This window comes from Pseudomonas sp. 50_B (assembly GCF_017491625.1).
Lineage (GTDB): Bacteria > Pseudomonadota > Gammaproteobacteria > Pseudomonadales > Pseudomonadaceae > Aquipseudomonas > Aquipseudomonas danubii.
On record NZ_JAFGYX010000001.1, the window covers coordinates 450,012 to 463,471 of the forward strand.

Consider the following 13,460-nt stretch of genomic DNA (forward strand, 5'->3'; position numbering starts at 1 on the left):
CGGCGCCGGCATACCTTGGTCCTTGCATCATCAGGACACACATCACCGGCGCGATTCGGGCACGCCGCAAGGTTCAAAGCTGGAAGCGGGTGACCGAGGTTTGCAGGGTCGCCACAGAGTTTTCCATCTGCTCCACCGTTTGGGTCAGCTCACGCATGGCCTGGCTGTTGCGCCGGGCTACCTGACTGATCATCTCCACCCGTTGCGCCACTTCGCTGCTGGCCTTGGACTGCTCGCCGATGGTGTGGGAAATCTCTTCCACCATCAGCGCCGAACGTTGGGCTCCCTGGCGAATCTCGTTGATCGAAGTCCCCGCCTGCTGGGCCATGTGTACCCCGTCGCTGACCCGGCTGACCCCGGTTTGCATGCTGCTCACTGCTTGCTCGGTGGTTTCACGGATGCGCTCGATCATGCCGGTGATCTCCCGGGTGGATTGCGCGGTGCGCGCCGCCAGGTTGCGCACCTCGTCGGCGACCACGGCGAATCCGCGTCCGGCCTCGCCGGCCCGGGCCGCTTCGATGGCGGCATTCAGGGCCAGCAGGTTGGTCTGCTCGGCGATGCCATTGATCACCTGGATGATCGAATGGATCTCCTCCGAGGACTGGCCCAGGGCGGTGATGCTCTGGGACGACTGGTTCACCGCCTCGGCGATGTGGCTCATGCCGTCCACGACCCCGAGGATCACCTGGCCGCCGCTGCCGGCCAGGGACTCGGACTGGGCGGCAATGCCCTGGGCGTTGCGGGCGTGCTCGGCGACCTGGGCAATGTTGCTGATCATCTGCTCCATGGCTGCTGCCATGTCGGTGGCGCCGTCGGCCTGCTCGGTGGCGCCGTCGGCGATGCCCAGCGAGGTGTCGCTGAGGCTGTGGGAACGCCCCCGCAACTCCTCGCTCTCATGGCGGATGGTGGTGATCATCTGCCGCAGGTTGTCCTGCATTTCGCCAAGGGCCTGTTGCAACTGGCCGGCTTCGTCCCGGCTGTCGACACTGATGGGCATGGTCAGGTTGCCCTGGGCGATGGCCCGGGCCGTGGCGACGGATTTTTCCAGGGGCTTGAGGACCCGGATGAGCAACTGGCGGGTCAACAGGCACAGGGCCAGGGCGGCAATCAGACTGCCGCCGATCAGCCACCAGGCGGCTTGGCGTACGGCGGTTTCACTGTCTGCGCTGGTCTGTGCGGTAGCGGCTTCGATCTTGCTGCTCAGTGCCGAGTTGCGGGTCTCCACTTCACTGAAACGCTGAGAAAACTCCGGCATTTGCAGGCGCGCGGCCTGGGGGTCCTTGAGGGCCTGTTCGGCGATGCTTTCGGCCGCATGAATGTAGCTTTCCAGGACTGGCTGCAACTCGCTGATGGCATCGCGGATATCCGGCGCCAGGGGCAGCCGGGCGTTTTCCGCCAGGGCCTTGCGGAACCAATCGCCGTGTTCGCGCAGACTGTTGCGCACCTCCTCTGCGGCCGCGCTGTCGCCAGGCTGGCTGCTCAGAGCCTCCAGCACATCGGCCCGCAGGGCGTCGTGCATCATGTCGGCTTCCAGGTGATTGCGCAGGGCACTGGCATTGACTTCATTGTCATGCAGGGCCTTGGCCAGGCGTGACTGTCCCCAGAGGCCGAGGCCGGCTACCAGGGCAATGGCCAGCAGGCTGAGAACCCCGGAGGCGATCATGTTGTGACGAATATTCATGCCTGGCTTCCTGCTTGTCTTGGCGGTGGTTAAAGCGTAGCCCAGCACTTGGGGTTCGCCTCCGGGCGAGCGGGGTCTGGTTACTGGTTTTCGCTTTGAGGTGTCACCCGCAGCACTTCCTCCAGGCTGGTCAGGCCATCGGCAAGCTTTTGTGCGGCGGCCAGGCGCAGGCTGCGCATGCCGTCGTCGCAAGCCTGGCGACGCAGGCCGGCGAGGTCGAGGTCGTCTCGAACAAGGGCTTTGAGCGGGGTACTCAAGGGCATGATTTCGTAGACGCCGGTACGTCCGTGATAGCCGGTGCCACGGCACTCTGCGCAGCCCACGGCCTTTTTGCTCAGGGGCGGGAGCGGCAATTGTCGGGGGGAGGTCAGGCTCTGCCAGTCATCCGGGGCGAGGGCGGCGGGCGCCTTGCAGTGGGGGCACAGGGTACGCAGCAAGCGTTGGGCCATGACGCCGATCAGGGTGGCCTTGATCAGATAGTGAGGCACTCCCAGTTCCAGTAGGCGGCTGATGGCTCCGGGGGCATCGTTGGTGTGCAGGGTGGAGAGCACCAGGTGCCCGGTGAGTGCAGCCTGGATAGCCATTTCGGCGGTCTCCAGGTCGCGGATCTCGCCGATCATGATGATGTCCGGGTCCTGGCGCATCAATGCACGCACGCCGCTGGAAAAACTCAGGTCGATATTGTGCTGCACCTGCATCTGGTTGAACGCCGGCTCGATCATCTCGATCGGGTCTTCGATGGTGCACAGGTTGATCTCGGGGCTCGCGAGCTTTTTCAAGGTGGTGTAGAGGGTGCTGGTCTTGCCCGAGCCTGTGGGGCCGGTCACCAGGATGATGCCGTGAGCCTGCGCGGTCATGGCTTGCCAACGGTTCAAGTCGTCGGCGCCGAAGCCCAGCTGATCGAAATCCTTGAGCAGCACCTGCGGGTCGAAGATGCGCATCACCAACTTTTCGCCAAAGACCGTGGGCAGGGTCGAGAGCCGCAACTCGATCTCGCTGCCTTCTGGAGTACGGGTCTTGACCCGGCCATCCTGGGGTTTGCGTTTTTCCGCGACGTTCATCCGTCCCAGGCTCTTGAGGCGGCTGACGATGGCCAGGGTCACCTGGGGCGGGAACTGGTAGACGCCGTGCAGCACCCCGTCGATGCGAAAGCGCAGGGTGCCGTGCTCGCGGCGGGGCTCGATATGGATATCGCTGGCCCGTTGCTGGAAGGCGTACTGAAACAGCCAGTCGACGATGTTGATGATGTGGGCGTCGTCGGCATCCGGCTCCTGGTCGCTGGCCCCGAGCTTGAGCAGTTGCTCGAGGTTGCCCGGGCCGCTTGTCCTTTGCTCGCTGCTGGCCCCGCTGACCGATTTGGCCAGGCGATAGAACTCCAGGGTCAGGCGCTGGATATCCACCGGGCTGGCCACCACCCGGTGGATCGAGCGCTTGAGGACATGGGCCAGATCGGCCTCCCAGGCGCTGACATAGGGCTGGGCGCTGGCCACGGTGACGCTTTGGGCATCCACCGCCACGGCGAGGATCTTGTGCCGCTGGGCGAAGGCGCAGGACATCAGCGGGGTGATGCTGGCGACGTCGATCTGCAACGGGTCGATGCGCAGGTAGGGCTGGCCGGCGCGCCGGGCCAGCCACGCGGTGAGGCTGTCCAGGTCCAGATGCTGGCCGGGACGCTGCAAGTCCGGCAGATGCTGACTGGCAATCAGTTCCAGGGGATGCAAGGGGGGGCTGGTGCCATGACGTCGGATGCTGAGGGCCTGTTCGGCGGCATCCTGGCTGATGCGGCCCTGGGCCAGCAGTTCACGCAGCAGCTCACTGAGGTCCAGCCAGTGATCCTGGGCAATGTGTGCGGCAGCCATGGGGGCTCCTTGGGGCTGTTGTCCAGACGCGGGTCTCTGACCACAAATGGCCAAGAATAGCCCCGCCAGACTGGGCCGCCGCCTGCCAAGGGTTGCAGGGTTTTTCCGGCCTCAGCCAGCGGCCTGCAGTTGCGCCGGCTCTGCCCGTTCCAGTTCTACCGAGCAGACGCTGATCAGGTTGCGCAACTTGTCGCCGATCACCCGAGCCCGGTGCCAACTCAGGCCGTCGAGTTCCACGTCGATGTGCAGCGTGGCGTCTTGCTGGATCACCGTGACCCGCTGGGGCACCAGAAATTGCAGGGCGAAGTGGTTGAGCACCCGACACAGGACATCGGCTTCGGCCTCGGCCGTCATCTGATAGCGCACGCGACAGTGGATATTGTTCTGGTTCCAGACATCGGCGCGGGATGATTGGCCAGGAGCGGGTTCGAGATGGGGCATGGCAGTCTCCAGATCAGTGGAGAAATTTTTACATTCGGTTTCGGGTATTTCTTATCTAAGATTGAGCGGAATTCATGAAAGTAGAATTGTTTGATTCAAGTTTTTATAGATAAGGGAATTTATTATGCATAGCGAGCTGGACGCCTACGACCGCCGGATACTCGCGTTGCTGCAAGAGGACGCGTCACTTTCCAGTGCGCAGATTGCCGAACAGGTGGGCTTGTCCCAGTCACCGTGCTGGCGGCGGATTCAACGCTTGAAGGAAGAGGGGGTGATCCGTGGCCAGGTGACCTTGCTTGATCGCAAGAAGATCGGCCTCAACACGCAGATCTTTGCCGAGATCAAGCTCAACGCCCACGGACGCTCCAACTTCACCGAGTTCACCGAGGCGATTCGCGGTTTTCCGGAGGTGCTGGAGTGTTATGTGCTGATGGGGGCGGTGGATTTCCTGCTGCGCATCGTGACCGCGGACATCGAAGCCTATGAGCGGTTTTTCTTCGAGAAACTGTCCATGGTACCCGGCATTCAGGAGGTGAACTCGATCGTTGCCCTGTCGGAGATCAAGTCCACCACCAGCCTGCCGGTACTGCGCTGAGGGGGCGGCTTACATGCGCAGCAGGGTTTTCCAGGCGCGGTTCTGGAACACCGCGATGGCCTGTTGCTTGCGGGCATCGAGGGCTTCGTCGGTAATGGGCTCGTTGGCCAGTTGTGCCAGCTTGTTCAGTTCACCGTAGAGGCGGTCCAGCTCCGGAATGTCCAGCGCGGCGCGGGCGTGGTGCAGCCAGGCCTGGATACGTTCGATCCGCGGCAACTGCTCGGCCAGATCTTCCGGCTGCTGCTGGTAGCGCGGCAGTTGCAGGGAGGTCGCTTCCTCGGCCAGCAGGCGTGGCAGCCAGCTGCCCAGTTGCGCAGCACCCTGGCGGTTGCCACGGGTGTTGCGCTCGGCGGTCCAGGCTCGGGCCAGCAGCCAGCGCGAGGTGTTCAGGGAGAACAGGCCCCAGCGTACGTCCTGCAGTTCCTCGATGAACTGCTCCGGCGCGGCTTTGCGCACGTCTTCATCGTCGAGGCCGGCTTGTACCAGCGGACGCCAGTCTTCCAGCAGGGCATCCAGGGCGCTACGCAGCTCAGCGGTGGATTGGCGTGGCGCGGCTTGGCCCAGGCTGCTGGCCAGAGCTCGCAGCTCGGCGAGGTTATCCACCCAGTCCTGCAGCAGGCGCCAGTGACCATTGAAGCGATACTGTTCGGCCAGGCGCTGGCTGCTGCCCAGCAGGTGCCAGGCCAGGGCGGCGAAGGCATCGTCCAGCGGGGTTTCGGCGCTCAGCTGTGGCGCCGGCAGGCTCAAGGAGTAGCTACCGGCATCGAACAGGCGATAGCCACGCTCGGCCTTGCTGATGTCGCAGGGCATCAGGGGCAGGGTGAGGGCCAGCTCCGCCGCCAGTTCCAGCAGAGCAGCGGGTTCGCCTTCACGCAGTTCCAGCTCCAGCTCGCAGATTTCTTCCTTGTGCTTGCCGGCGATCACCTGGCCCAGGTCCAGGGCCGCCTCGATCACCACTTTGGCCTTGCCACGGCCCCAGGCGATTTCCGCGCGTTCACGGACAAAGTCGGTGGTGAACAGCGGCTTGAGGGTCTTTTTGTCCAGCTCGGCCAGGGCTTCGGGCCAGCATTCGCCGTCGAGTTTTTTCACGTCGAGCTTGGCTTTGGCCAACGACCAGTCGTACTCGTTGCGCTCGGACAGGCCGGCAACGCTCTGGCCGCTGGTCTTGAGGGTCTGGATCACTGCGTCACCGTCACGACGCAGGCGCAGGGCGACTTTGGCCCGGGCCAGATCGCGCTCTGGGGTGTCGAAGTACTGGTTCATCAGCTCACGGCGTTCCCAGCCACTTTTGTTGCGTTTTTTCAGTAGCGGGTGCTCGCGCAGGGCGGCGAGGGTTTCGCGGCTGACGCGGAGTTTGATTTCGGTTTCTTTCTGCATGGCCGGAAAATCCAGGATCGGGAGTGCAGCCGGGGGAAGAGTTGGCTGCCAAGGCCGTGCAGTGTACAGGACCAGGCGCCCGGAGGCGCCACGACGGTTCCTTCCTCTCACGAGATGCCTCTATGATGGTCCTCATCTTGGGATTTGCGGAGCCAGTTCATGCCATTGCCGTCCATGAAAGATCAGTTCGCTGCACTGATCGCCGCGCCGTCGGTGAGCTGCACTCAAGCTGCGCTGGACCAGTCCAACCGTCCGGTCATCTACTTGTTGGCCAGTTGGCTTGGCGACCTCGGTTTTGCCTGCGATATCCAGCAGGTCAGCCCCGGCAAGTTCAATCTGCTGGCCAGCTTCGGTAGCGGTCCCGGTGGCCTGGTACTGGCCGGGCACAGTGATACGGTGCCGTTCGATGCCGCTTTATGGCAGACCGATCCGCTGAAGTTGACCGAGGTCGACGGCCGCTGGGTCGGTCTGGGCAGTTGTGACATGAAGGGCTTTTTCGCCTTGATCATCGAAGCGGTGCGACCGTTGCTGGAGCAGCCATTCAAGCAGCCGCTGCTGATCCTTGCGACCTGTGATGAAGAAAGCTCCATGGCCGGTGCCCGGGCCCTGGCGGAAGCCGGGCGGCCCCTGGGGCGCGCGGCGGTGATCGGCGAGCCCACGGGCCTCAAGCCGATCCGCCTGCACAAGGGGGTGATGATGGAGCGCATCGATATCCTCGGGCGCAGTGGTCATTCCTCTGACCCGCGCCTGGGGCGTAGCGCTCTGGAGGCCATGCACGACGCCATCGGCGAACTGCGGGGGTTGCGGCTGCTGTGGCAGCGCGAGTACCGCAATCCACAGTTCAGCGTGCCGCAACCGACCTTGAACTTCGGCTGCATCCACGGTGGCGACAACCCCAACCGTATCTGCGGCCAGTGCTCCCTGGAGTTCGACCTGCGTCCCTTGCCGGGCATGGACCCGCAAGTGCTGCGCGAGGCGATCCGGCAGAAACTTCAACCCATTGCCGAGCGGCATGAAGTGCAGATCGACTATGCGCCGCTGTTCCCTGCGGTGCCGCCGTTCGAGCAGCCCGAGGACGCTGAGCTGGTGCGGGTGGCGGAGCGGCTTACCGGGCATCGTGCCGAAGCAGTAGCGTTTGGCACTGAAGCGCCTTATCTTCAGCGCCTTGGCTGCGAGACGCTGGTGCTGGGCCCGGGCGATATTGCCTGCGCCCACCAGCCTGGGGAGTACCTCGAAATGTCACGCTTGCAGCCTACTGTGCAGTTGCTACGAGAGTTGATTGAACATTACTGCCTGACGCCGGCCCAATTTCAGTAAATTACCGGCGTCCTGATCCGTACCCATGAGGAGAGTAAGCGTGTTGCCAAGCCTGTTCCGACGATAACCATCAGCCCGCTGTGCGTTTTCCGTTTCGTCCTTTTATAGGCTGCTTTTTATTTACAGGCTCAGGTTCATGCCCGAATACGTCAATTGGCTCCGCCACGCGTCTCCCTATATCAACGCTCACCGTGACTGTACCTTCGTGGTCATGCTCCCCGGCGACGGCGTTGAGCACCCCAACTTCGGCAATATCGTCCACGACCTGGTGCTGCTCCACAGCCTGGGGGTTCGCCTGGTGCTGGTGCACGGTTCACGGCCACAGATCGAAGCCCGTCTGGCGGCTCGCGGTCTGGCGCCCCATTACCATCACGGCCTGCGGATTACCGACGCGGCGACCCTGGAGTGCGTGATCGACGCCGTGGGCCAGTTGCGCATTGCCATCGAGGCGCGTCTGTCCATGGACATGGCCTCCTCGCCCATGCAGGGCTCGCGGTTGCGGGTCGCCAGCGGCAACCTGGTGACGGCCCGTCCGATCGGCGTGCTGGAAGGTGTCGACTACCACCACACCGGTGAAGTGCGTCGGGTCGATCGCAAGGGCATCAATCGCCTGCTGGACGAGCGCTCCATCGTGCTGCTGTCGCCTTTGGGGTATTCGCCCACTGGCGAAACCTTCAACCTGGCTTGCGAGGACGTGGCAACTCGCGCCGCCATCGATCTGGGGGCCGACAAGCTGCTGCTGTTCGGCGCCGACCCGGGGCTGCTGGATGAAAACGGCAAGCTGGTGCGCGAGTTGCGCCCGCAACAGGTTCCGGCCCACTTGCAGCGCCTGGGCAGCAATTACCAGGCCGAACTGCTGGATGCCGCTGCCGAGGCCTGTCGTGGGGGTGTGGGACGTAGCCACATCGTCAGTTATGCCGAAGATGGCGCCCTGCTGACGGAACTCTTTACCCGTGATGGCGGCGGCACCCTGGTGGCCCAAGAGCAATTCGAGCGGGTGCGCGAGGCGGCGATTGAAGATGTCGGTGGTTTGTTGGATCTGATCAGCCCGCTGGAAGAACAGGGCATCCTGGTACGGCGCTCCCGGGAGGTGCTGGAGCGTGAGATCGAACAGTTCAGCGTGGTCGAGCGCGAGGGCATGATCATTGCCTGCGCTGCCTTGTACCAGATTGCCGACTCCGACGCCGGCGAGCTGGCCTGCCTTGCGGTGAACCCGGAGTATCGTCATGGCAAGCGCGGTGATGAACTGTTGGAAAGGATTGAAACCCGGGCCCGTGCTCAAGGGTTGAAGACTTTGTTCGTCCTCACTACCCGCACCGCCCACTGGTTTCGCGAGCGGGGTTTTGTGCCCAGTAGCGTCGAACGTCTGCCGTCGGCCAGGGCCTCGCTGTACAACTACCAGCGCAATTCGAAGATCTTCGAAAAGGCCCTCTGAGTCCATTTCTGTTCTGCAATACACAGCGCCTCGACCCCAGGATCGAGGCGTTGTCGTTTTCTGCACATGTCAGAAAAATTTCATTTCGACACAAAAACTGTAACAAATTGACGGGAGGATAGGCTCTTAGCCATGATGCGTCGCTTTTTCGATCCTCCATGACGTTTTACGCCTCTGGCGCGGGGAGGACCTTGAAGGGCTGAATCGGGGAAATATTTTCAGAAATAAGCTTGCGAGTGCCTAGGCCGGGACTCTCGGCTTTACAGTGGCTAGCGTTATTCCTGAAAAGCATGAAAAAGGACTAAACAATTCTTTTTGGGTTTATGAGTAATTCATTACCCTGCATGGACCAAATCACTGCGATTAGACCATGGTCGTAGACATAGATAGTTACGATTGACTTGTCGGTCACGGTCTGGCGCTAATCGCGCATCTGTGGCACCCGGGCGTTCGATCTGGGGCCAGGAACCACAAGAATTAGAAACGAGAGGAGCGAAACATGAACAAGTCCACCTTGGCCCTGGCTGTGGCCGTAGGGGTTTTGGCGCAGCAGGCAGGCGCCGCCGGTTTCATCGAAGACAGCAAGGCTACCTTGGGGCTGCGCAACTTCTATATCAATACCGATAACCGCGATGGCGATGCCAAAGCTGCGGGTGCCCAGAGTAAGCAGGAAGAGTGGGGCCAAGGCTTCCAACTCAACTTCACTTCCGGTTACACCGAGGGCACCGTCGGTTTCGGTCTGGATGCAATCGGCTTGCTGGGCATCAAGCTGGACTCGGGCGGCGGTACTAACGGCGCCACCTCCACTTCCTATGGCGGCACCGTCTTCCCAAGCAAGTCTAATGGCGAAGCCGTTGATAACTATTCCAGCCTGGGCCTGACTGCCAAAGCCAAGGTCTCGCAGACCGAACTGAAGCTGGGCACCCTGCAGCCAAAACTGCCGGTTATCGTGACCAACGATGGTCGCATGCTGCCGCAAACCTTCCAGGGCGGCCAGATCACTACCAACGAGATCAAGGATTTGACTCTGGTCGGTGGCCAGATCGAGCACGCCAAAGGTCGTAACTCCAGCAACAACGAAGAGTTGTCCATTGCTGGCGCCAATGCTCACACAGCAGCAGGCCGTGATAGCAACAAGTTCATCTACGGTGGCGGTGACTACAAAATCACCAAAGACCTGACGGCTCAGTACTACTACGGCAACCTGCAAGACTTCTACAAACAGCACTTTGTGGGCCTGCTGCACAACTGGGCTATCGGCCCGGGCGTATTGAAGTCTGACCTGCGCTACTTCAACAGCCGTAACGACGGTGCCAATGGCCACGACTCGGCTTACTACACCACCGGTGACTACGGCACTGGCATCACCAAGGGCAAGGTTGATAACCGTCTGCTCAGTGGCTTGTTCCTGTACTCGGTTTCCGGCCACACCTTCGGCGGCGGCTATCAGGTCAGCAACGGTGACAGCGATTTCCCTTGGCTGAACCAGGGTGACGGCTCGTCGGCTTACCTGACCACCGACATGCAGATCCAGAAATTCGCCCGTGCCGGCGAACGCACCTGGCAAGCTCGCTACTCCTACGATTTCGCCAAAGTGGGTCTGCCAGGTCTGACCGCAGGTGTGGTTTACCTGCGTGGCGACAACATCGATACATCCGGCAAGGTGGGGTCTACCACTCCTCAACGTACAGTTTCGGCCACTGGCCGCTCCGAGTGGGAACGTGACCTGACCGTTGCCTACGTGATTCCGGAAGGTCCGTTGAAAAACCTCGGCCTGACCTGGAAGAACGCCATGTGGCGTAACGACATCCCGGGCCAGCGCGATCAGGACGAAAACCGTCTGATCGTCAGCTACTCGATCCCGCTGTTGTAATAGCGAGATAAAGCCTCGCCCGGCGCAATGCCGGGCGAGGTATTGCTTCAAGTCAGGCCCACCCCCGTGAGCCCTTCCTGAATCCCCCTCGTTGTACAGCTACTCAAGGCCTTCTCGAACCTTGTTGAGAAGGGTGGTCTTCGCCTGCGCGCGCGTCCAGTGAAGAGATTTTTAATATTCAATTTGGTTATGAATAAATCGATATTTATTCTTTTTAAATAAGCTCCGGTGCAGGCAGAGTAGCTCCATCACGCACTCACAGGAGCAGCACCCCATGAGCCTCAGACTGGGCGACATCGCCCCCGACTTCGAACAGGATTCCAGTGCCGGCAAGATTCGTTTCCACGAGTGGCTGGGCGATAGCTGGGGCGTGCTGTTTTCCCACCCCGCAGACTTCACGCCGGTGTGCACCACCGAGCTGGGTTTCACCGCCAAGCTCAAGGATGAGTTCGCTCAGCGCGGAGTCAAAGCCATTGCCCTGTCGGTGGACCCGGTGGATTCCCATCACCGCTGGATCGAAGACATAAACGAAACCCAGCACACCATCGTCAATTTTCCGATCCTGGCGGACGCCGATCGCAAAGTGTCGGACCTCTATGACCTGATTCATCCCAATGCCAGCGACACGCTGACCGTGCGTTCGCTGTTCGTCATCGACCCGAACAAGAAGATTCGCCTGACCATCACCTATCCCGCCAGTACTGGGCGCAACTTCCACGAAATTCTCCGGGTGATTGACTCGTTGCAACTCACCGACAACTACAAAGTGGCCACTCCGGCCAACTGGCAGGACGGTGACGAGGTGGTGATAGTGCCCTCGCTCAAGGACGAGGAAGAGATCAAACGCCGCTTTCCCAGAGGTTATCGCGCAGTGAAGCCTTACCTGCGCCTGACGCCGCAGCCCAATCGCTGACCCACTCACCGCTGTAGGAGCCGGCTTGCCGGCGAAGGTGGTGGTGAGGCCGGTGCAGGTTTTGCGGACTCTTTCGCGGGCAAGCCCGTTCCTACGCTGAACGCCGAGGTAACAGAACCACAAAGCAGGGGTTTTAAGGCCGTTTCGACGGCCTATTTTTTTGCCTGGAAATCATCGTTCCTTATATTCATTTAAGGAATAAACAAATGAATAAATAAGATTTATGGATATAAAAATAGGCTGTTAAGGTCTGTTCAGTCCGGCGAGATCGCATCCCGCGAATCGCTTTATCTTGTTCAAGGAATCCCCTGCATGCTGGTGGTCTCTCTCGGTGGCAGTCCCAGCCAACGCTCCCGTTCCGGGGTGCTGCTGGAGTTGGCCAAGCGCTGGTTGCAGCAGCAAGGCGTGGAAGTGGTCAGTTACCAGGTGCGGGACTTCCCGGCCGAGGATCTGCTTCACGCTCGCTTTGACAGCGCCATGGTCATCAACCTGCTGCAACACATTGAACAGGCCGACGGCCTGCTGATCGCCACACCGGTGTACAAGGCGTCGTTTTCCGGGGCGCTGAAAACCCTGCTCGATCTGCTGCCGGAACGCGCACTGAGCCACAAGGTGGTGCTGCCCATGGCCACAGGTGGCAGCATCGCCCACATGCTGGCGGTGGATTACGCCCTCAAGCCTGTGCTCTCGGCACTCAAGGCCCAGGAAATGCTCCAGGGCATCTTTGCCGAGGACAGCCAGATCGCTTATGGCGAAGGCAGTGTGCAGCCGCAGCTGGCCGAGGCTCTGGAGCTGCGTTTGAAAGAGGCTCTGGAGCAGTTTCACAGCGCCATGGCCCGTCGCCCCAAACCGCTGGACCCGCATGTATTGAATGAACGGCTGTTGAGTGCTCGCTGGAGCATTTGAGCCACACCCCTGATTTGAAGTACTGGCCTTACTCGCCCGCCAACGGGCAAGCAGGTGCAGCCACAACCCCACAGCAAAAAGGAGAGCGCCATGCGCCCTGTCATTTTGCGTCGCGGTCTGGTCGCTCTGTTTGCTGCGGCTGTGTCCTTCGGCGCCATTGTTCAAGCTCAAGCCGAGACCTTGCGTATCGGTTATCAGAAATACGGCACCCTGGTGCTGCTCAAGGCCAAGGGCACCCTGGAAAAGCGCCTGGCGCAGCAGGGTGTGGACGTGAAGTGGACCGAGTTTCCGGGTGGTCCGCAGTTGCTGGAAGGGCTGAACGTCGGTTCCATCGACTTCGGCGTGACCGGCGAAACCCCGCCGGTGTTCGCCCAGGCCGCCGGTGCCGACCTGCTCTATGTGGCCTACGAACCACCGGCGCCCCATAGCGAAGCGATCCTGGTGCCCAAGGACTCGCCGATCAAGTCGGTGCAGGACCTCAAGGGCAAGAAAGTGGTGCTGAACAAGGGCTCCAACGTTCATTACCTGCTGGTCCGCGCCCTGGAAGACGCCGGCCTCAAGTACAGCGATATCCAGACCGTGTTCCTGCCTCCGGCCGATGCCCGAGCGGCGTTCGAGCGTGGCAGCGTCGACGCCTGGGTGATCTGGGACCCCTACCAGGCGGCAGCCGAGCAGCAACTGCAGGCACGCACGCTGCGTGACGGCAGTGGCATCGTCGACAACCACCAGTTCTACCTGGCGACCAAACCCTACGCACAGCAGCACCCCGAGGTGATCAAGGCCCTGGTGGAAGAAGTGCGGGCCGTGGGCGAGTGGTCCAAGGCCAACCCGCAGGAGGTCACCCAGCAAGTGGCGCCGCTGCTGGGTCTGTCTACCGACATCACCCTGACCTCGGTGAAACGCCAGGGCTACGGTGCGGCCTTCCTGACCCCGGAAGTGATCGCCGCGCAGCAGAAAATTGCCGACAGCTTCTATCAGCTCAAGCTGATTCCCAAGCCGCTGAGCATCAAAGACGTGATCTGGACGCCCCCTGCCGCCGTGGCCAAAGCGCCGTAAATCGACC

Annotated in this window: 11 protein-coding genes; 7 read left to right on the forward strand and 4 right to left on the reverse strand. The window is 61.4% G+C overall.

The annotated features are described in order from the left end of the window. Positions 1-73 precede the first annotated feature (73 nt). The 3 genes from J5M73_RS02165 to J5M73_RS02175 form a co-directional block, all read right to left on the reverse strand. The gene (locus J5M73_RS02165; RefSeq protein WP_102862163.1) at positions 74-1,681 is read right to left on the reverse strand and encodes a methyl-accepting chemotaxis protein; all 1,608 of its coding nucleotides are present in this window, start codon (positions 1,679-1,681) and stop codon (positions 74-76) included. A gap of 80 nt (positions 1,682-1,761) precedes the next feature. Beyond that, positions 1,762-3,540 carry a GspE/PulE family protein gene (locus J5M73_RS02170; protein WP_102862162.1) on the reverse strand — a complete coding sequence of 593 codons (1,779 nt, stop codon included), beginning with the start codon at positions 3,538-3,540 and terminating at the stop codon, positions 1,762-1,764. Between the two features lie 111 nt (positions 3,541-3,651). Continuing rightward, positions 3,652-3,981 carry a hypothetical protein gene (locus tag J5M73_RS02175; RefSeq protein ID WP_102862161.1) on the reverse strand — a complete coding sequence of 110 codons (330 nt, stop codon included), beginning with the start codon at positions 3,979-3,981 and terminating at the stop codon, positions 3,652-3,654. Positions 3,982-4,105: 124 nt separating this feature from the next. Between J5M73_RS02175 and J5M73_RS02180 the strand changes: the two genes are divergently transcribed. Continuing rightward, positions 4,106-4,576, forward strand: a complete 471-nt coding sequence (locus tag J5M73_RS02180; RefSeq protein ID WP_065902318.1) for an Lrp/AsnC family transcriptional regulator — start codon at positions 4,106-4,108, stop codon at positions 4,574-4,576. A 9-nt stretch (positions 4,577-4,585) separates the two neighbouring features. On the opposite strand, the gene J5M73_RS02185 is transcribed toward J5M73_RS02180, so the two are convergent. Continuing rightward, a complete protein-coding gene (locus J5M73_RS02185) occupies positions 4,586-5,953 on the reverse strand; it encodes a CYTH domain-containing protein (protein ID WP_102862160.1) in 1,368 nt (455 codons plus the stop codon). A 159-nt stretch (positions 5,954-6,112) separates the two neighbouring features. Here J5M73_RS02185 and argE point away from each other — a divergent pair, with 159 nt between their 5' ends. From argE to J5M73_RS02215, 6 genes are all read left to right on the forward strand, one after another. Beyond that, the gene (gene argE / locus J5M73_RS02190) at positions 6,113-7,270 is read left to right on the forward strand and encodes an acetylornithine deacetylase (protein WP_102862159.1); all 1,158 of its coding nucleotides are present in this window, start codon (positions 6,113-6,115) and stop codon (positions 7,268-7,270) included. A gap of 136 nt (positions 7,271-7,406) precedes the next feature. Continuing rightward, complete coding sequence (gene argA, locus J5M73_RS02195) at positions 7,407-8,705, forward strand: amino-acid N-acetyltransferase (protein WP_102862158.1); 1,299 nt, start codon at positions 7,407-7,409, stop codon at positions 8,703-8,705. 499 nt (positions 8,706-9,204) lie between these two features. Next, complete coding sequence (locus J5M73_RS02200) at positions 9,205-10,578, forward strand: OprD family porin (protein ID WP_102862157.1); 1,374 nt, start codon at positions 9,205-9,207, stop codon at positions 10,576-10,578. A 274-nt stretch (positions 10,579-10,852) separates the two neighbouring features. Further along, positions 10,853-11,491 carry a peroxiredoxin gene (locus J5M73_RS02205; RefSeq protein ID WP_102862156.1) on the forward strand — a complete coding sequence of 213 codons (639 nt, stop codon included), beginning with the start codon at positions 10,853-10,855 and terminating at the stop codon, positions 11,489-11,491. Positions 11,492-11,803: 312 nt separating this feature from the next. Next, positions 11,804-12,397, forward strand: coding sequence for an NADPH-dependent FMN reductase (gene ssuE / locus J5M73_RS02210; protein ID WP_102862155.1), 594 nt, complete (start codon positions 11,804-11,806; stop codon positions 12,395-12,397). 90 nt (positions 12,398-12,487) lie between these two features. Then, the gene (locus tag J5M73_RS02215) at positions 12,488-13,453 is read left to right on the forward strand and encodes a sulfonate ABC transporter substrate-binding protein (protein WP_102862154.1); all 966 of its coding nucleotides are present in this window, start codon (positions 12,488-12,490) and stop codon (positions 13,451-13,453) included. Positions 13,454-13,460 lie beyond the last annotated feature (7 nt).